This window comes from Lacinutrix himadriensis (assembly GCF_001418105.1).
Classification (GTDB): Bacteria; Bacteroidota; Bacteroidia; order Flavobacteriales; family Flavobacteriaceae; genus Oceanihabitans; species Oceanihabitans himadriense.
On the sequence record NZ_LIQI01000024.1, the window covers coordinates 122,030 to 143,477 of the forward strand.

At 35.1% G+C, this 21,448-nt stretch carries 14 protein-coding genes; all 14 read right to left on the bottom strand.

All coding sequences use genetic code 11. The annotated features are described in order from the left end of the window. Nucleotides 1-50: 50 nt before the first annotated feature. Nucleotides 51-1,205, bottom strand: a complete 1,155-nt coding sequence (locus tag AMD28_RS12420) for a sialate O-acetylesterase (RefSeq protein WP_206542237.1) — start codon at nucleotides 1,203-1,205, stop codon at nucleotides 51-53. A 7-nt stretch (nucleotides 1,206-1,212) separates the two neighbouring features. Further along, a complete protein-coding gene (locus tag AMD28_RS12425; protein WP_055444467.1) occupies nucleotides 1,213-2,724 on the bottom strand; it encodes a sulfatase family protein in 1,512 nt (503 codons plus the stop codon). A 61-nt stretch (nucleotides 2,725-2,785) separates the two neighbouring features. Next, on the bottom strand, nucleotides 2,786-3,919 hold the full coding sequence (locus AMD28_RS12430) for an alpha/beta hydrolase (protein WP_055444468.1): 1,134 nt from the start codon (nucleotides 3,917-3,919) through the stop codon (nucleotides 2,786-2,788). Nucleotides 3,920-3,952: 33 nt separating this feature from the next. Continuing rightward, a complete protein-coding gene (locus AMD28_RS12435) occupies nucleotides 3,953-5,449 on the bottom strand; it encodes a sulfatase family protein (RefSeq protein ID WP_055444469.1) in 1,497 nt (498 codons plus the stop codon). Between the two features lie 67 nt (nucleotides 5,450-5,516). After that, nucleotides 5,517-6,950, bottom strand: a complete 1,434-nt coding sequence (locus tag AMD28_RS12440) for a sulfatase family protein (RefSeq protein ID WP_055444470.1) — start codon at nucleotides 6,948-6,950, stop codon at nucleotides 5,517-5,519. 7 nt (nucleotides 6,951-6,957) lie between these two features. Beyond that, the gene (locus AMD28_RS12445; protein WP_206542238.1) at nucleotides 6,958-8,568 is read right to left on the bottom strand and encodes a sulfatase family protein; all 1,611 of its coding nucleotides are present in this window, start codon (nucleotides 8,566-8,568) and stop codon (nucleotides 6,958-6,960) included. A 4-nt stretch (nucleotides 8,569-8,572) separates the two neighbouring features. Then, a complete protein-coding gene (locus AMD28_RS12450) occupies nucleotides 8,573-10,432 on the bottom strand; it encodes an alpha-L-fucosidase (protein ID WP_055444471.1) in 1,860 nt (619 codons plus the stop codon). Between the two features lie 21 nt (nucleotides 10,433-10,453). After that, nucleotides 10,454-12,058 (bottom strand): sulfatase family protein, encoded by a 1,605-nt coding sequence (locus tag AMD28_RS12455; protein ID WP_206542239.1) that lies wholly within the window; start codon nucleotides 12,056-12,058, stop codon nucleotides 10,454-10,456. An 11-nt stretch (nucleotides 12,059-12,069) separates the two neighbouring features. Then, entirely contained in the window at nucleotides 12,070-13,545 is a 1,476-nt protein-coding gene (locus AMD28_RS12460; RefSeq protein ID WP_055444473.1) for an arylsulfatase, read from the bottom strand. 27 nt (nucleotides 13,546-13,572) lie between these two features. After that, nucleotides 13,573-15,456 (bottom strand): sulfatase, encoded by a 1,884-nt coding sequence (locus AMD28_RS12465; protein ID WP_055444474.1) that lies wholly within the window; start codon nucleotides 15,454-15,456, stop codon nucleotides 13,573-13,575. Nucleotides 15,457-15,480: 24 nt separating this feature from the next. Beyond that, nucleotides 15,481-17,364, bottom strand: coding sequence for a sulfatase (locus AMD28_RS12470; RefSeq protein WP_055444475.1), 1,884 nt, complete (start codon nucleotides 17,362-17,364; stop codon nucleotides 15,481-15,483). A gap of 33 nt (nucleotides 17,365-17,397) precedes the next feature. Then, on the bottom strand, nucleotides 17,398-18,642 hold the full coding sequence (locus tag AMD28_RS12475) for a putative glycoside hydrolase (RefSeq protein ID WP_083478307.1): 1,245 nt from the start codon (nucleotides 18,640-18,642) through the stop codon (nucleotides 17,398-17,400). A gap of 49 nt (nucleotides 18,643-18,691) precedes the next feature. Continuing rightward, on the bottom strand, nucleotides 18,692-19,876 hold the full coding sequence (locus AMD28_RS12480; RefSeq protein WP_083478308.1) for a putative glycoside hydrolase: 1,185 nt from the start codon (nucleotides 19,874-19,876) through the stop codon (nucleotides 18,692-18,694). Between the two features lie 46 nt (nucleotides 19,877-19,922). Further along, nucleotides 19,923-21,446, bottom strand: a complete 1,524-nt coding sequence (locus tag AMD28_RS12485) for an alpha-L-fucosidase (RefSeq protein WP_055444478.1) — start codon at nucleotides 21,444-21,446, stop codon at nucleotides 19,923-19,925. Nucleotides 21,447-21,448: the final 2 nt, after the last annotated feature.

A 21,448-nucleotide genomic window follows, 5' to 3' on the forward strand; every position in this document is an offset into this window, starting at 1 on the left:
TTTGTCTTTTGGATGTATGTTTTTAATATCTCCTAAATCGATGGTATTTACTACCGATGTATAGGCAATTCCAATGCTTTTAATTGGGATTCACGCATCCATGCCCAGGAATGGGAATTCGGGTTTTCAGAATTAAGATCGGTTCCTGAATTTAAAGTTTTTCCGAAACCAGGCAGCATAACCACCATAAATTGCATGGCTTCATCATTCCAAGATTTTCGATAATTTTTTATCCATTCTTTTAGTGTTTCTCCGTATTTCAGCATCCCTGAATTTCTATAAAACCAAGGTTTCTTTACCATACCTTCCATAGATTGGGTATTTCGTTCTCCTTGGTACCAAACTAATCCGCGACAAGCGTAAGGAATTAACGGATGCATCATGGCATTGTACAATATATTAGATTGTCTACGCGCAAAAACATTATCATGTTTGGTCCACGGTTCTGGTCCATCTAAAATGGTTTGTATTTTATTTTTGGTTTTTAAGTCCGCATCAAATTCTTCCATGATCGTTTTAAAATGCGGCACTGTTTTGGTCATTTCTCTTGGCATCCATGCTTCTATAGAAGAGCTTCCCCAAGAAGTTAATATAATTCCGATAGGAATATTGGCAGATTTCTGAAGAAAATAAGCAAATGAAAAAGCCACAGCACTATCTGGATGTTCATTTACCCAAGTACCTTCGCAGGTATCTTGAGGTTCGAAGGCTACGGTGTTTTTTACGGTAAAACTTCGAATATTAGAAGATGTGGGGATTAAAGCCTTAATTTCGGGAATACGTCCTACTTGCATTTGCATATTAGACTGCCCAGAACAAATCCATACATCTCCAATTAATATATCTGAAATGGTGATCTCTTCTGCATTTTCTGAAGATGAAATAATCATGGTTTTGGGTTCAAAACTAGCACTTAAAGCGTTTAAATCCATACGCCATTCGCCATTAGAATCGGTAACAATACTTTTTTCTGAATTCGCAAATTTCACGGTAATGGTTGCTCCAACTGATGCTTTTCCCCAAACAGGAATAGACTTATCGCGTTGCAATACCATATGGTCTGTAAAGAGAGAAGCTAATTGAAAGGGGGTTTTTACTTCTGTTTTTAAAACAGTGTCTGTTACATTAAAACTAAAATTAGCCGCAAACAAAGAAGTGCTTAAAAGGAAACTAACCGTATATATTAAAAAATGCAATCTTTTCATGAAAGGACTAATGTTTAGATTTATTATTGTTTTTATTTTTCTTCTTTTCCGATTTCCATAAAATGATTTTATCTACATCATTTTTAGCAAATTCTCCTTTGGTGCTTCTACCTGTTTTTATGTCTGGTTCCAACTGCTTTAAAAGTTTTTTAGCAATTTCTGGGCGTGTTTCATATAGATTATTTGTTTCCGCAGGATCATTTTCTATATCGTATAATTGCGCTTTAGGCGTATCTGCTGCTTCTCTTTCTCTTGGGGAAGACCATCCTCCAGAACCTTTGGCTAATAATAATTTCCATTTTCCTAATCTGTACCCAAAATGACCACTAATAGAATGGTGTATCACACCAGCTCTAGTGCTATTTATTTCTTCTCCTTGTAATGCTGCTAAAAAACTCACACTATCTTCTCCGCTTTTGCTTGGAACGGCAACATCTGTGATCTCAGAAAAGGTAGCCATAATATCTGTTAAACAAATTAAGGCATCACTTGTTGAACTAGGTTTTACGTTATTTGGCCACTTTACAATAAACGGTACTCGATGTCCACCATCCCATAAATCGGATTTAGAACCACGATATCCTGCACTTACTATATGCCCTTTTTCAGCAAGTCCTTCAATGTCCGCTGCTTTAGACGTACCATTGTCGCTAGTAAAAATCACCAATGTATTTTCAGATAATCCATTTGCTTTAAGTGCTTCTGTAATAGCTCCCACAGTGGCATCTGTTTGCATCACAAAATCTGCATAATCTCCCATGCCACTTTTCCCTTGCCATTCTTTGGAAGGTAGTATTGGCGTATGTGGTGAGCCTAAAGGCACATATAAGAAAAATGGTTTTCCATCTTTGTTTTTTGCTTGTTGATTAATGTATTCTACAGATTTAGTTGTCAATCGCGGTAGCATGTTAATTTCGTCATCATAAAGAATTACTTTATCATTTTCAATTACTGCTTTCATATCTCGAGCATGATGAAATCCGTGATAATAATCAAATCCACGATTTACAGGTCCATCTGGAATAATAGCGCCAACAGGAGGTAACTGTTTTTTTGCAATTTTTTCGATTGGTTTTTTAGTATCTGGGTCGAGATACTGAAAATTAAGATGCCACTTACCAATAATAGCAGTATGATATCCTTGATCTTTAAGGAAGTTTGCAATTGTTGGTCGGTCTTCTTTAATGAGGTTAGGAGCAAAACCTTGAACAACACCACTTTGAAGTTTTGTTCTCCAACTATAACGTCCGGTCATAATTCCATAACGAGTAGGTGTACAAACCGCTGATCCAGAATGCGCATCTGTAAACACCATCCCTTCTTTGGTTAATTGATCGGTAAAAGGTGTTTTTATTTTACTGGTTTCTGGTGCTAAACTTTGAATCTCTCCGTAGCCTAAATCATCACATACTATAAAAACAATATTGGGTTTTTTAGTGTTTTCTTGCGCGTTAGTAGTCCAAGAGAAAAAGCTTAATAGGATTAGGATTAAGGGGATTGTATTGACTTTTAGTTTCATTATATTTTATTAATTTGTTAGTACTCTTTTTTTATTGCATTGTTTTTATATAGTAATCGATTTATTCTAAATGAGAAGCAAAGTAATTTATTGTTGTTACTATTATTGATTCTCGTGTTGGATTAATAGCTGCACCTACTTTTCGCCAATTGTGTCCTGCGTTTTTTACAATTAATGTGGTTACTGGAGCACCAATAGCATTTGCTTTTTCTGCCATGTAATAGGCATGCTTTACAGGTATTGTTGTGTCTTTATCACCTTGTATCATTAATAAGGGCGCACTGTTTTTTTCTAAATAATTAATAGGACTCATTTCCTTATACAGCAATAATTTATCTTTAGGTTTGGTATTTGATTTTGTTATTCTTGCACCAAATCTATCTTTAGAAACAGGGCTGTCATCATGATTAAATAGACTTATGTTTTCAAAATCGCAAGGACCATACCAAGATACTCCAGCAACCATTTTATAATTATAGGAAGCCAAATCTGGATCTCCCTTTAAAGTTTCAGGAGCACTTAATAATAACATTTGGGAAATTTGACCACCAGCAGAATCTCCAAAAGAGAAAAAACGATTGGTATCTATTCCTAGTGTTTCGTTATGTTTAGACAAATAACGCATGGCATCTTTACTATCTATCACGCAATCTCTCATGCTGGTTTCGCCTTCTTTTTTCCAAAGTCTATAACTAACAGATACCACACAAAACCCTTTTTCTAAAAGTGTAGTATGTACGGTTTTAAAAGAAGCATTTGCAGCTCCATGTCTGCTACCTGCAGCCCAACCACCACCATGCGTGTAAATAACTACAGGTAGTTTTTCTCCTGCAATTCTGTTTTTCGGATAATAGATATCGAGATATAAATTTTCTTCTTTAGTTTCTTTATATAATACATTCAATTTTCTTTCTCCGCCTTGATCTAAATAAGGAATTTTAGTTGCTGAGAATTCTTCTTCACTCACAGCATTGTCTTTGTTAAGATCTAGTTGTTTTAAATGTTTCCAACTTCTGCTATTTTCTTTTTCAAGAAATTTCCCGTCTTTATTTTTATCTAATTTTTGCCAAGATTTTTGAAGGTATAGGTCACGATATGCTCCGTTGGATTGATCTTCGGTTTGTGCAAATCCATTTAAAAAAGGAAATGTAATACATAGTATTACTAATAAGGTGTTTAATTTTGATGCTGTCATAATTCGGTTAAGAGTTATCCCTTTTTATTTTAATTATTTATTACTATATCCTTGACTTTTATAAGTCTCTAAAAGGTTGTTTAATTCTTCAACAACTTCTGGATGTTCGTTATACAAATTGTTCTTTTCCGTAGGATCATTAATCATATCATATAAAGTTCCTGGAGCTTCGTTAGGTTTTGGTTCTCTGTTTTTTGGCTTTGTAAAACCACCGGAACCTAATTCTGGAGTGAATTTCCACTTGCCTTTTCTAATGGAAAACATGCCGTAAAGTGAATGATGCACAACCGCTTCTCGAATTGGTGTTTTTACATTAGAAGTGTAAGCAGGCCAAAGATTAAAACTATCTTCAGCGCCTTCTTCTACGTTAGGTTGATTTAATATTCCTGATAAAGTGGCAAACAAATCAGTGGTAGACATCAATTGATTGGATTCTAGTCCTGCAGGAATTACACCCGGCCATTGTGCGATGTATGGTACTCTATGACCGCCATCATAAATATCTGCTTTTCGGCCTTTGTATATGTAATTGGCACGATGTGGATATAACTCTTGATCTCTTTCTGTCCAATTTGCTCCATTATCTGAAGTAACTATAATGAGCGTGTTTTCTAATTGCCCTGATTTTTTTAATGCTTCCACAACTGCACCTACCGCATCATCTACCATAGTTACATAATCTCCATAAAGCCCTGCTTCAGATTTACCTATCGCTTCACCTACTGGTAACCAAGGTTTATGCGGAGCAGTTAATGGGAAATACAAAAAGAAAGGAGAATCTACTTCTTTTTGATCTTGGATAAAGGAAACCGATCTTTTCGTGAAATTATCTAATACCTGTTCGAATACAAAATTGGGTGCTTTTTCTCCTGGTCTCCACATCACACCGCGACCTGCGTTTTTTCCTTTGGTGAATTCTGTTGGTAGTTCTACCGTTTTTCCGTTTTCTATATATACATAAGGAGGAATATCTAAAGATGCAGGCATGATGTATGAATAATCAAAACCTAAATCGCTTGGGTCTTTTATTGGTTTGCTAAAATCTACATTACTAACACCGTCTTTTGATTTTACAACTTTGTCTCCATCTTTTGGTTGCATCCCTAAACCAATGTGCCATTTTCCTATGCAGGCTGTTGTATATCCATTACTTTTAAGATACGAAGCAACCGTTGGTCTGCTTTCTTCTATTAAAGCTGGTTTGTAACCATGTAGCACGCCTTTTTTTAATGGACTTCTCCAAGCATAGCGTCCTGTAATGATACCATATCTAGTAGGTGTACATACGGAAGAATTGGAATGTGCATCTGTAAAATGAACGCCTTCTTTTAGTATTTTATCCATGTATGGCGTTTGAATCCCAGATGCTGAGTTTAAGGAAGAAAGGTCACCGTATCCCATGTCATCTGCCAAGATGTATACAATATTAGGCCCTGTGTTTTTAATAACAGAATCTTGTTTTTGGATAGTCGCATTAGACTTACAAGATGTTATTACAAGGAATAGGAAAAGAAATCTTAATGCGTTCATTGGTGTTTTTTATTTATAGCTGAAACGAAAGTTTGCTTCCTTTGTTTTTAGCTTATAATCTGTTTTATTAATGTTTCTTTTTTTTAGAAACGGTATAATCTGCAGCTTCTAAAGAGGTCATTGGATCTTTGTTTTTATCCATTTCCGCTTCCAATAGCTTTGTCATTTCATCTACTTTCTCATTATACTCAAGGTTGCCTGCTAAATTTTTCATTTCAAATGCATCCTCTACAAGGTTGAAAAGTTTCTTCTTTTTGATTTGCGGATATACAATTAATTTCCAATTATCTTTAATAAGCATTCGCTGGGTTCCCATATAGGCACTATAAATATTTTCATAGTGGTTGTTCTTCTCATTTTGTAATAATGGAAGTACACTTTTAAAGGATACATAATCTGGTTTGGTAGCTGTTGCTAAATCCAGCGAAGTAGCCATAGCATCTTGAAGATAAATTGGAGTATCTATTTTAGAATCCGCTTTTATATTTGGTCCCGAAATAATAAAAGGAGCACGAACAGAATGCTCATACATATTTTGTTTCCCTACCAAGCCATGATGTCCAACCGCTAAACCGTGATCGGATGTAAAAATAATATAAGTATTATCTGCTTTTCCAGATTTTTCAAGCGCATCTAAAATACGACCAATCTGCGCATCCATGTGCGTGATACTCGCATAATATTCTTGTCGGTGTACTTTTATAGCATACGGTGTTCTTGGGAATGGTGCCAATCTTTCGTCTCTAATTTTTGGCACGCCATTTTTACCCATATCCGGATATAAATCCTGATAATTTTCTGGAAGTTGGATGTTGTCTAAAGGGTATTTATCCATATATTCTTTTGGTGCTTGTCTTGGGTCATGTGGCGCATTAAATGCCAAATACATAAAAAATGGTTTATCTTCTGTAGCAGCATTTTCTATAAATCCTACACCATCATCAGCTAGTACTTCACTCCAATGTTTTCCACCTTGCCAAAATCCACCATTTTCTGTATCCCATGGTAACCAAGCGGTTTCTAAATTTTCTCCTTCCACCGGTCTATTGTAAGCTTTTGGAATACTTTTAGGCATACCTGCTCTAACATTTTTAGTTACGTCAAACGCTTGAATTACAGGAGTTGGCACATGCCATTTTCCACTCATATACGTAGTGTAACCTGCATCGTGCATCATTTCTGGCCAAGCTTGCTGTTTTTTTTCGCTAACTTTTTTGACTGCTTTTTTTGCATTCCATAAGCTAGTACCTGTTATTATCATAGACCTGCTTGCTACGCATACTGCACCACCCCAAGCTCCTTGATTATACGCATGTGTAAAAGTGGTACCGCTTTTGGTTAACCTATCTAAATTGGGCGTTTCTACAATGGTTTGTCCGTTTGCACCTATAGTTTCAAAAGATTGATCGTCTGAAAATATAAATAGAATATTCGGCTTTTCTGTTTGCCCATACATGTTTAGGGCAAAGAGTAATACAATAAGTTTAAGGCTGTTTTTCATTTTGAGATTATTCTTTAAATGCAAATTCTGCTTGTGGCCACTCTCCCATTATAGCATCGTTTTCTTGCGTTTTCCCTGGTGTACTTCTACCATCCCTTATTTGTTGGCTTAAGATGTCTTTTAGTTCTTTAACCTTTTCAGGGAATTGATCTGCAACATTATTTCGTTCTTTCACGTCCTTTTTTAAATTGTATAAAATCTCTTCCGCAGTAACATCTTTATGTTTTTTTGTTGCTCCAGATGCCATAATACCAGAATTAGGAGATACAATTAATTTCCAATCTCCTTTTCTAATAGCAAAAACACCATATTTATCATGATGAATAGTTACTTCTCTTAAATAATCTCCTTCATTAGTTAATAAAGGCATCATGCTAAAACTGTCTTCAGCTTCATTATCCTTAAAATCATAATTAATGATTTCTGCGCAAGTTGCCATAAAATCTGTTGTACAAATGGTTGCTTTTGAAATGGAATTTGGTTTAATTGTTCCTGGCCATTTTACAAGAAAAGGTACTCTATGACCACCTTCTAAATAGCTTCCTTTATAACCGCTGTAAATATAACTTGGACTGTGTTTTTCTTTTTTTAATGTTTTTAAATCGTTTGTAGTAGCGAATCCATTATCACTTGTAAAAACGACTATGGTATTGTCGTCGATACCCTGTTCTTTTAATGTTTCAAAAATCGTTCCCATTAAATCATCAATCATGATTACAAAATCTGCATAAGGACTGCCAATTTCGCTTTGCCCTTTCCATGGTGCAATTGGTAAAACAGGATTATGCGGAGAAGGTAAGGGGATGTACATAAAAAAAGGTTTCTCTTTATTGGCATTCTCTTTAATAAATGAAATCGATTTATTTACAACGTTTGGTAATACTTCCTCGTGTTTAAAATCTGCAGCAATGTCACCTCTTATCCAAGTTGCATAAGGGGATTGTTTTTTAGTTTGTGCGGAAATACCTGTTGGTACCATGGTTGCTTTATTATTTTCGATATATACAAAAGGTGGCATGTTTAAGGATGCAGAAATCATATAGGAATAATCAAAACCCATATCATTAGGTCCGAATTTTAAAGGTTGGCTATAATCGATATCCTTGAAATTCAACCGATCGGATTTGTTTGAAAAATGATCAAACTCCGGACTATTATTTTTCATCGACCAGTTTAAACCTAAATGCCATTTTCCAATACTTGCTGTTGTATAGCCATTATCTTTTAGCATTTGCGCAACCGTTAATCTATCTTTCTGAATTAAACTAGGTGAGTTTCCCCAAGTCACAAATTCTTTTAAAGGCGTACGCCAATTGTATCTTCCTGTTAAGATACCGTAACGAGTTGGTGTACAAACGGCAGATGAGGTATGCGCATCTGTAAACACCATTCCTTCTTTTCCCATTTGATCTAAATGCGGTGTCTGGATTTTACTGTTTTCATTATAAATACTTAAATCACCAATTCCCAAATCATCTGCCAAAATGTAAATAATGTTTGGCTTTTTATTTTTTGGTTTTTCTATAGTTTCCGTATTAACAAAACTAGAAAGCATAAATAGTAATCCTAATAACGGAAGGCTTACAGAAAGAATTCGAGTGGTTTTATTTTTCATCATCGTTTTATTTGTTTTTTAAAGTCACTTCAATAACGTAACCAAGTGCATCTTTAGGCACTCCAGCAATTGAGGTTTGTAATCCGTTTTTATTTTGATCCCATTCCAGGATTTTATCGCTTCCTAATAACTTTACTTGTTCAATTTCTCCTTCTCCTTTTCTTAGGGATTTTATTAGAATATCTCCGTCTGTATTGGTAAGTGAAATAGCGTACACTTTATTTTCTTTGGTAGTAAACCAAAAATCTTTAGAAGTAAATTCTCTTCGGAAGCCTTTAGCAGCTCTATGGCCTGTACCATCTAATAATGTTTCTTCTTGTCCTTCGTTTGGCGTTTTCCAACGAGTTGTTCCGTAAACAGCATCCGCATTTTGATGCACCCATTTTCCCATTTCACGCAAGTTTTGAGCACTTGTTTCTGGCACGTTTCCTTTTCCGTCAGGACCAATATTCAATAGATAGTTTCCGCCTTTAGATAAAATATCAACAAAGTAGTATAGTAGTTCTTTCGGACTTTTCCAGTCTTCATCATAGACTTTATAGCCCCAGGAATTATTAGTAGTACCACAAGTTTCCCAATACTTTTCTAACTTTTCTGAAGCGGAAGGAATCTTATTATCTCCTGCATCTAAATAATCTCCAAACTCCCAGCCAACTCTTCGGTTTACTAATATATTCGGATTTGCATCGTACACCATTTTGTAAAAGGTAAACGATTGTTCTTCGGTAGTAAACCCTTCGCCGTCAAACCAAATTAAACGCAACTTTGGCAATAAAGTGATCAGCTCTTTAATTTGCGGATAACTTTTAGAAGCATAATATTCTGCATGTGTATTCGTACTTGGATCCCATAAATTTTTTCCGGATGCATGGGTATAGATTCCTAAAGAATCATTTACTTTTTTAACGTTTGCATAGTTACCATCACCGCCATCATTCCAATCATTTCCATGCGAATAATAAACACCAAAATCTAAGCCTTCGTTTAAACAAGCCTCATATAATTCTTGGATAACATCGGCTTTGTAAGGTGTTGCATCAACCATGTCGTATTCTGAACTTTCCGAATTAAACAAAGCAAAACCATCGTGGTGTTTTGATGTGATTACTACATATTTCATTCCGACATCTTTGGCAAGTTTGGCTATATTTTGCGCAAAAGATTTATCTGGATTGAAGGTTTTTGCCAATTCTGCATATTCTTCTCTAGGAATTTGAAACGCATGCATTAACCATTCTGCGACTTTAGGTCCTTGAAATGGCGAATGATTAATTTTTGTTCCTTTCCACATGCCTCCAGCTTGGGAATATAATCCCCAATGAATAAACATACCAAGTTTGGCTTCTTTAAAACGTTTTAGCGCTTCTTGTTTCTCCTTAGATTGATGCATGGTTAGCCATTCTTGATGATACTTACCAGAACCAACTAGGTTTTTATGATGAGGTACTAATCTTATTTGATGAAAGTTTGCTTCCGTTTCAATAGTTAAAACATGTTTTGCTGCCGTATCCTTAATTTTAATAGGTTTCTTAAATTCGGAAACTATTTTACCATCATAAGTGGTGTAATCCTTCTTCAATACACCTTCTAGTTCCTGATCATCTATTTTGATTTTTACTATGGAATCGCTAGTTGGTAAAGCATCCATAACTACTTGTACCGTATATTCAATTGGATGTTTTACCGTAATATTCCATGTGTAGGTGTTTCCGTTTTTTACGGCATCTGCTTTGTTGCTTAGGCTCCAATTTGTGGTTTGGTCAAAACTCAGATTTTCAGTAACGTTTGTCTTTTCTTTTTGCGCACAAGCGAATGTTGTGATAAAGACAATAAGCAGTAAGCTATGGATTCTTATTTGGTTTTTCATCCTGAAATGTATAGTTGTTTCTTACTTGTTTTTTGTAGCAATGGTTTGATATTCTTCTTTTGTCATCCAAGTTAAATCATCCCAATACCCAGTATCATTACCTTGAAAAGTGCCGTTAATGGTACTTCCGCTAGCGATAATAGTATTGATTTTAGTTTTTAGATCTTTTACCTTTTCCGGAAATAGCGTCGCTACATTTTTTTCTTCGGAAGGATCTATATCTAAATCATATAATTCTATTCCTTCCGCTTTTACTTTAGAAGGTAAAATCAATTTCCAATTTCCTTCCGTAATGGCATATCTGCCAATTCTTCCTCTATCTCCTCTATTTATAAGAGGTAATCGGTTATAGGTACTATTCGTTGTTGTTAAAACGGAAGCAAAACTCTGACTATCTTCTCCTGCATTTTCTGAAATAGTAGTACCTAAAATATCTGCGAATGTTGCTAATAAATCTACTTGTCCAATAGGATGATTCCAAGAACGTCCCGGTTCTTTAATGCCATTTGGCCAACGCACCAAAAATGGTATGCGATGTCCACCTTCGTAAACCGAACGTTTTCCTTCTTTAAATCCGGCTTTACTATCGTGATTGAAATCGGTAATACGTGCACTCCAAGATTTTTCAGGACCATTATCACTGGTAAAAACAACCATGGTATTATCCTCTAATCCGGATTCTTTAAGGTAATTTAATATTTGTCCGATATGATAATCGGTCTCAATCATAAACTCACCATAAGCACCTGCGTTTCCTTTTCCATGAAATTCTGGTAAAGGAGCAACCGGGTAATGCGGAGAGGTATACGGTAAATACAAGAAAAAAGGCTTGTCGTTCTTAGCATCACTTTCCACGGTCTTCATCCAATCAATAGCTTTATCTGTAAAACGCGTTAAACATTGATTGTCTACAAAATCTGGAGCAACTTCAAAACCGTTTTGGCCTAAGTTCTCTTTTGTTTGCTCGGGAGTTGTATCATAAGGAGGCATGATTCGATAATCTACATGCCTATCATTTTTCTTTTTATTGGTAAAAAGTGTAGGAGGGACTTTAGCAAATCTTCCTTCAAACCATGCAAGAATACCAAAATTTAAGGAAGCTGGTACACCATAAAAATAATCGAAACCTTTATCTAAAGGCATATCTTTTACAGGCTGTGACCAATCTCTGTTTTGTGGCGTTCCTGGAAAATCCATTCCCAAATGCCATTTACCAACCATTCCTGTATGGTAGCCTTGATTTTTTAAAAGGGAAGCCAATGTTTCTCTTCCATCTTCTATCAAACAGGTAGCTTCCGATTGCATTACGCCGTTTTTAAGCGTGGTTCTCCAGCTATAACGACCGGTTAATATAGAATATCGAGAAGGTGTACAAACCGAAGATGCACTATGTGCATTTGTAAATGAAATTCCTTCTTTCTCTAAACGATCTAAATTTGGTGTTTTAAATTTTGATTCAGGATTTAACGCGCTTACATCTCCAAAACCTTGATCGTCTGTGTATATGACAATGATATTGGGTTTTTTCGAAGACTGCGCGCATGAAATAGAGGTGAATGTTAGTGCAAGAAAGCACAATACATAGACACTATCTCTAACGATATTTCTAAAAGGATTTAATTTCACTTTAATTCATTTTATAATTTTGGACTCCAAAGTTCAATGCCTTTTTCTTCTAATTGCTTATGATATTTAACATGAAGTGGTTGTTCTTTTATTCGCTTTCTGTTTTCGTTTACCATCAGTGGAATAGAAGCAGACCACCAATCGTTATAGGGTTGTTGAAAATTTGCAATCACTTCTGTGTTTTCTGCAGCTACATTTTCACGCTCGCCAGGATCGTTCATAACATCATACAATTCCTTATTATTTACAAAACGCCATTGCTGACTTCTTATAGCCATTTTAGTGTATTTGGCCTCCTCTACCATTCCAGATTTCCATCGTCCGCAATGCACAAATAGCAAACGATCTTCCCAATTTGTCGCTGTGTTTTCTAAAAGAGGTAGTAAGGATAAACCTTCTAATGGTTGCATGGTTTCAGGAAGTTTAGCACCTGTTAATTCGGCAAAAGTTGGATATAAATCGAGGTGTGCAGTAAGTTGATTAATGTCTTTTCCTTCCGTTAAAACACCTTTCCAATACAAGAAAAGCGGTACGTGATTTCCACCTTCATTTGGTGAGTTTTTTCCACCTTTTAGATTCGCATTAAAATGTTTTATTTTTTCTCCATTTAAAGAACCTCTTAGGTGTGTTGCACCATTATCTGTAGTAAAAATAACTAGGGTGTTTTCTAAGGCATCCCATTCCTCAAGCTTGTTCATCAACACGCCAAAATTATCGTCAATGTTCTCAATCATGCCGTATCTACCTGCAGTTCCTTCATCATAGCCCAAATCTAAAAAACGTTTTTTATAAGCTTCAGGAGCAATTAAAGGAGCATGAGGAGCATTCAGTGAAAGGAATGTAAAATAAGGTTGCTTCGTGTCTATTTTTTCTTTGGTCCAGGCTAGTGCTGCATCGAAAAACACATCGGTACAAAAGCCTTCGGTTTTTACAATGGTTTCGTTATGTAGTAAAATGTTATCGAAATAGACGTTTTCTTTATTTGGTGGAAAATCTCCTAAACTCACTTGACCAATTCCACCGCCACCATGCATTAGCACTTCATCAAAACCTCTATTTTGTGGTAGGTATTCATCCGCATCTCCCAAATGCCATTTGCCAAATAATCCGGTTTGATATCCTGCAGATTGTAAGGCTTGCGGAAGTGTGTACACATCTAAAGCCATGCGTTCGCGTTCTAAAATGGTATGAGTAACGCCAACTCTAAATTCATGTTGACCACTCATGATAGCAGCTCTTGTTGGAGCACAAGTAGGACTTACATGGTATTCTGTAAAACGAGTTGATTTTTTATAAAACGCATCCATGTTTGGGGTTTTTACAACCTCGTTTCCCATACAAGAAAAATCTCCCATACCTTGATCATCTGTCATTACAAAGATGATGTTGGGACGACTATTTTTTAACGCTTCAACGTTTTCTTGGGCATAACTCATTGGAATAATAAATAGGAAGCACAAGAAATAGGTGACAACTGTATTTTTCATGATTCCTATTTTATATTCAACGTTTAATTACTTGATTTTATGAAATGCACCTTTTACCATAAATCGGTTTTCATCAATTAAAATGATACCGTATTCTATGGCTTCTTTAGGAACCGTAAACGAGTATTCTAAATTGTTTTTCCCAGCGTCTACAGGTATTCTGATATACGTGGATTTCACTTTGCTTTTCTTACCTTTTTTCTTAGCCTTCGCCTTGTCAGATATTTTTACAAGCGCATAACTTTCAACTACATTAGATTTTCCTTTTTCTAATTGAATAGCAACTTTACGAGATGTAGCATCTAAAACATCAGTTACAATTACAGGGATAGCAGTTGCCTCTTTATCACTTTTAAATTTTGAAGGATCTTTATAAGGCAATTTAGCATCGTAATCTTTTAGATATTTTTCCAATTTGGAAGCTAAGGCTTGAGTGATTTCTGGCGCTTCATTGGCAATATCATTTTGTTCTTCTAAATCATAGCGTTTTCCATCCTTATACAAACGGTGCAATACATAATTACCTGTGATAAAGTTTTTATATAATTTATAATCTCCAGATCGTATAGCAGATTGGTTTTTAGTCTCGTCGCCATACGGATAATGCCACCATAAATCTTCTCTAGGTTTTCCGTCTTTATTTAAGACTTCCTTTTCATTCTTTAATAAGACATTGGAAATATCTAATCCGTCTAGGTTTGCACTATACTTTTCCGGTATTTTACTATTGGTAAGGTTCAAGATTGTTGGAAAATAATCTAACTGATTGATTAAAACATCTTTTGTTTTTTCTTTAGGTATGTTTGGTCCCGAAATAAGCATTGGTACTCTAATACCGCCTTCTTCCGAATATTTTTTACCCTTATCTAAAGGAGCATTATCAGACATTACTTCTGCTCTACGAGTTTCCGCTCCACCATTATCAGATGAAAAGATGATGTATGTAGTTTCGTATAATTTTTTACCAGGATTTCTAGGATCATCTGTTTTCTTTAGTAAATCTATAACACGACCTAAACTCCAATCTAAGGTAGTTACCATAGCACCAAAATAAGGATTATTCTGACCTTCTTTAGTCCATTCTGTATCTACTTCTGGAAGTTCTACGCCTAATTTATCACAATAATAATCTAATAATGCACGGTTTTTTGTGTGAATAGGGTAGTGCACCATCCAGTGTGCTAAATATAAAAAGAAAGGTTCTTCTTTGTTGTTTTCTATGAATTCTAGTGCGTTTTCAGTAACTGCATCTGTTGGATAAGAGATTCCTTCAGGCGATTCCTTTGTGAAAGGAAAGTATTTTTCTTCACTTAAACGATACGCATCATTTTTATCATGCGTAGCAAAAGCATTTAAGCGATTTTTAACTCCTTTCGGTCCTTGATGTGCTCCTCTAGATTCATGTGCAAAATCAAAACCTTGATTGGTTGATTTTTGAATCTGAAGTGCTCCTGCATGCCATTTTCCAACATGTCCAGTTCTGTAGCCATTCATTTTTAAAGCTTCTGCAATCGTGAAGTTTTCAGGCATTAATCCTTCTGGAAAATACGGACTCATATATTTTTCAGATCTCTGAGCCTTAGGGATTTTTCCTCCGCTTACATTCGTTATTCCTGTTTTAGCAGGATGCAATCCGCTTAAAAGCGCAGATCGAGAAGGGGCACAAGTAGGTGCTGGAGAATATGCATTGGTAAAATTGATAGCATCTTCCGCTAATTTAGCAATGTTTGGTGTATCCCAAGCACAAGGTTCGTCTAAATCATTTAACTGTACGTCTTGCCAACCCAAATCATCGGCATAGAAAATGATAACATTAGGTTTTATTAAGTTACTTTTTTCCTGACTGTTTATATAGTTCGAAGAAAAAAACGCTAGTAATACTAGGACTAAGAATGTTTTGTTAGTTTTCATTATATGTATGTAAAGGGCGATTTTTTAGTTGATTTTATGAAATTCACTTTGTACCATAAATCGATTTTCATCGATTAAAATAACACCGTATTCTATAATTCCTTTAGGAATAGTAAACGTGTATTCTAAATTGTTTTTACTAGACTCTAATGGTACTTTTATAAAGGTGGTATCATGTTTTCCGTATTTACCTTTCTTTTTTGCTTTAGCCTTATTTGCAATTCTTACTAGTGCATACGCTTCTATAACATTGTTTTTTCCTTTTTCTAATGTGATAGTGACTTTGCGAGATTTTTCATCAAAAGAATCACTAGCAACAACAGGAATAGAAGCTACATTTTTATTAGTTCCATCTTTTTTGAATTTTGAAGGATCTTTATAAGGCATTTGCGCATTATATTCTTCTAAATATTTTTCTAATATTGCAGATAAATCTTTAACTACTTCCGGATTTTGTTTAGCGATATCAAACTTTTCTTCAATATCTTCTCTTTTTCCATCTTTATACAAACGGTATAATTCATAAGTACCAGGAATCAAGTTTTTGTATAATTTGTAATCTCCATGTCTTAGTGCAGACTGCATAGATTCGTCTTGATTATGTGGAAAGTGCCACCATAAGTCTTCTCTAGGACTTCCGTCTGTATTATGAATAACATTTTCGTTGTTTAATAATACACCTGAAATATCTAGACCATCTAATTCGGAAGCATATTTTTCTGGAATTTCACTATTAGTAAGACTTAAAATGGTTGGGTAAAAATCTAACTGATTTACTAAACCATCATACGTTTTTCCTTTAGGAATATTTGGACCAGAAACAACCATAGGAACTCTAATACCACCTTCTTGTGCATGTTTTTTACCTTCGTCTAAAGGAAAATTATCTGTAACTATTTCTCCGTTTGCTTTTTCTGCACCACCATTATCGGAAGAAAATATAATATAGGTAGTTTCAATTAGCTTTTTACCAGGATTTCTAGGGTCGTCTGTTTTCTTTAACAAATCTACAACGCGTCCTAAACTCCAATCTAAAGTAGTCACCATAGAACCGTAAAAAGGATTGGTTTGTCCTCCTGTAGCAATAGGAATATTCTTAGTAGGCATATCTATACCTAACTTATCACTGTAATATTGTAATAATTCTTTGTTTTTAGTGTGAATTGGTGCGTGTACCAACCAATGTGCTAAGTATAAAAAGAAAGGTTCTTCTTTACTAGTCGTAATAAACTCTAATGCTTTTTCCGTAACCGCATCCGTTGGATATGAAATTCCGTTAGGAGATGCCTTTGTAAAAGGAGGATATTTTTCATCGCTTAAACGGTACGCATCGCCTTTATCATGGGTTGCAAAATTATTCACACGTGTTTTTTCTCTTTTTGGACCTTGGTGTGCACCTCTAGATTCGTAAGCAAAATCGAAACCTTGGTTCGTTGATTTTTGAATATCTAGCGCTCCTACGTGCCATTTTCCAACATGTCCTGTTCTGTAACCATTCATTTTTAATGCTTCTGCTATTGTAAAGTTTTCAGGCATTAATCCTACAGGATAAAATGGAGTTACATAATTAGATTTTTTAGAGGTTTTAGGTAAAGTTCCTCCGCTTACATGTGTTACACCTGTTTTTGTAGGATGTAAACCAGAAAGCAGTGCAGCTCTAGAAGGCGCGCAAGTTGGAGCTGGAGAATAACCATTGGTGAAATTGATACCTTCTTTAGCAAGTGCCACTATATTTGGAGTCTCCCAAGGTGTGGGCTCATCTAAATCATTAAGTTCTGTGTCTTGCCAGCCTAAATCATCTACATAAAAGACAACAATATTTGGTTTTACTAAATCTTTCTTTTCTTGGCTAATAGCATCATTAGCAAAGAACAATAAAATGGTCAGCGTTGTTAAAAGTGATTTCATTTTTTTTTGATGTATAAATAATTACGGGTTTGTTTATTTCCAATCTAATTGGGCGGTTTGGTTTTCTATATCTAGCCAAACATCTAGATGTTCAAAAGACCTTGTGTAAATGTATCCGTCTCTTATGGCATTTCCTGTTGGTGCTCCTAAGTTTTTTTTATATTGAGAAAATGTTTTTAACCAAGTAGCAGAAGTTAAACTATTGAAGCCATCATGCGGATATATGTAACTGTATTGTTCTGCACAAACTAGAAATATGGCTAATAAATAATCTAGACGTGCGCTAAGTTCTTCATTTAATTCTATAGTCTCTATACCGTCACCAGATCCAATTGCTGTTCCGTTTATATCTTCACCAAAATTAATAGACATAGCCATTACTTTACCTTCTCTTGCTGAATTCTGAAAAGCTTCTATACCTGTCGCAAGGTAATTTGCATAAGTCATGCCAAAATTTTCATTATCGAAGGCCTCGAGATAAGATCCATCAAAATAGTTTAAAAATTCTCTTCCAGAATCTATAAAATCAGGACGAACACGAACAATGTTTGCAAGGAATAGATTGTCATCTCGCATTTGCGTATTTAAATCTTCCATCATAGAAAAATAGCCGTATTCTATTTGCTGTTGTTTTTCTTCACCAACTCTTCCGCTAAAAAAACTAGGAACTAGTACTTTTATATTAGCATCTACAAACAAACCATCAATAGAAGCGTTATTAGTGATTTCATTGACATGGTTTAACCAATAGTCGCGTACATATTCCTGAGAAATATCAAAAAAACCAGTAACTCCATTAGGCATTACAGCCAATTCTCCTTCATCATTAGTCAATAAGGCTTCTGGATTGGCTGATAGAAAAGCTTCATCTTCTTCATAATTCCCCCAATTGATTACTGCATTTTTGTAATACAATATCTTAGCCTCTGGATTTAAGTTCTTAATAGCTGTAGCAGCTTCAATAGTCCCATTTTCATTAGAACCATAGGTTTGGTAACCCGTGCTTTTTTCGATAGTAATTAAAGGGAAATCTGCTAGGAATTGAATTTCATCTGCTGTAAAAGCAGCACTTTTACGAACATGCATATACAGTGGCATTTTGTCCCATGAAAATTCAGGATAGTTCGGATTGATTATTACAGGAGGTTCATTCTCTATTGGAGTAGTAGTAGTAGTAGTAGTAGTAGTAGTAGCATTTTCTTCTACAGCTTCTTCATTACACGATACCATAAATAACAGCAGTATAAAAAAGGATAAATGCGAATATGTTGATTTCATGTTTTTAATTTTGTAGCTAATAATCTAGTAGCGTATTAAACTTTAAAATTTATTTCCAATCTAATTGGGCTGTTTTGTTTTTTATATCTAACCAAACATCTAGATGTTCAAAAGATCTGGTGTAAATATATCCTTCACGTTTTGCATAACCTTTTGGAGCTCCTAATTTTTTCTCATACTGAGGAAACGTTTTAAGCCAAACGGCAGAACTTCCAACAGCATAACCGTCATGGGGATATACGTAGCTGTATTTTTCAGCACAAACTAAAAAAATGGCTAATAGATAATCTAGTCGTTTTGCGAAATCTTCATCTATGTTTACTTTTTTTCTAGCATCATCAATACCTTCTTCTGCATTTTTTAATCCTTTACCTATGCCAAGAGACATGGCGATAACATTTCCTTCTCTTGCTGATTTTTGGACAGTTTCAATACCTTTAGCAAGATAATCTTCATAGGTCGTGCTAGTATGTCCGCGTTCAAAACCTTCTAGGTAAGAACCATCAAAGAATTTTAAATATTCTCTGCCGGAATCTTCAAATTCTGGACGCACACGAAGGATATTTGCAAGGAGCAAGTTGTCTTCTCCTATTTGTGATTCTAAATCTGCCATCATGGACAAGTAGCCTGATTTAATAGCTTTTTGTTTTACTTCTCCAACACGGCTGTTAAAAAAAACAGGGACTAAAACTTTAATGTTTGCATCTAAAAACACACCATCAATAAACGGATTGTCACTAACTTTTTCTACATGTTTTAACCAATAGTCACGAACGTAATCTTGTGAGATATCAAAGAATCCCGTTTTGCCATTTGGCATTACAGCCTTTTGTCCTTTATTGTTAACCAATAAAGCTTCAGGATACTGGTACAAGAAATCTTCATCCTCTTTATAACCACCCCAATTGATAACCACATTTTTATAATATAAGATGGTGGCATTCGGGTTAATTTTCTTTACAGCTTCGGCAGCTTTTATAGTTCCTTTTTCTGTAGAACCGTACGTTTTGCTTCCTGTTGTTTTTTCGAAGGTTATTAAAGGATGTTTTGCAATGTATTTAACCTCTTTATTTGTAAACGCAGTAGATTTGCGTAAATGCATATACAATGGCATTTTATCCCAAGAAAATTCAGGTAATTTATGTTTTACTGCAGAAGTCTCTACCTTTTGCGTGACACATGCACTTAAAGAAGCTACTAATAAAACCAATAATATGGAAGACTTAAAATGCATTGTTACCTTTTGTTAAGTTAATTGTTAGACTCTTTTGTGACTTTAACTATTCTGTAATTATTTTAAAACAAATAGCCGATGGGTTTGGGATGTCTTTAAAATCATGTTCAATAGCCAACCCGTCTTTACTTTGACTCCATTTGATTTTTTCATCACTACCTAATAACTGTATTTCTTTAATGGTCTTTTGTAAAAGGCCTTCTTTTTTAAGTGTTTTAATCAAAATATCTTCTTTAGGTGGTGCTAAAAGAAAAGCGTAAATGTTTCCATTTTTTGTGGTAAAACGAATGTCTTTTTCAGAGAATTCTTTTAAGTTTTCTCCAGCTCTTTTGGTAACGATTTCTAGAGGTCCTTCCCCAAAGGTTTTCCAAGGTCTGGTATTATAAATACCGTCTTGATTGGTTTTTACAAAATCACCAAAGTCGCTAAGCATTTTTATTTGATTTTCAGGAATGGTACCATCTCCTTTTAAAGCAATGTTAATCATTACAATACCGTTTTTACTGATGGCATCAATAGCATTACCAATTAAAACATCTAAAGACATTTTGGTAAAAGAATCTTTTCTGTAAAACCAACTTCCAGATAAATCGGTAGCCCAAATCCATGGATGCGCTTGCTGTTCGCCAAACATCCCTCTTTCTAAATTGTAGGTGAAAGCAGCTTTATTCTCTTTTGCGTTTTTAAAGGATAAAACAGTAGTTTGTTTTCCGTTATTCTCTTTTAAATCTCTATTTAAATATTCGGAGAATAGTTTCACACCCAATCCTTTTCCTGTTTTTATTGACGGATAAGGCGAGTCGTTATTAAACATGTCTGGATCGTATTTTTCTATTAAATCCCAAGAGCGTTTGTACCAGTGTTCATTCCAACGATCTTGACTAGCAAATTCTTTGGTATCATAATCCATGTTGAAGAATTCCCATTCTGGAGTACCTTCTTTTTGAAATTTTCTAGCCGTTCTAAAAAAGCGAGGAGACCAATATAAGTGCGTAGATACTCCAAATTTTAAATCGTGTTTGTTTGCAGCGTCTTTCCATTCTCTAAGGATATCTTTCTTTGGGCCCATTTTTACGGCATTCCAAGGAAAGAAAGAATCATACATGTCAAAATTATCATGATGTGTTGCTACTGGCATGATAAAACGTGCACCAGACTCTTTTACAAATTTTACAATAGCATCGGCATCAAAATTTTCTGCTTTAAAGTCAGGTATGAATTTTTCATAACCAAATTCAGAAGGATCTCCATATCTCTCCGTATGCCATTTCGTTAAACGTACCGTTCGCATTCTGTCTGGTTCGGTTCGTGCATCATAATCTTTATCACCATACATTCTTCTTCCGTAATGCGAACCATCGTCTGCTCTATTTTCATCTATAGAAGAAGGGATACCCCAATGCATCCAAACCCCAATTTTACCATCTTGAAACCATTCTGGAACCTGATAGTTTTCCGCCATGGATTCCCAGTTAGGTGCTATTGTTTTTTCAGACTGCTTTGTTTGACTAAAAACAAAACAAGTGCTGAATAGCAAGAAAAAGATAGCGGCACGTTTCTTAAGGGTCATAT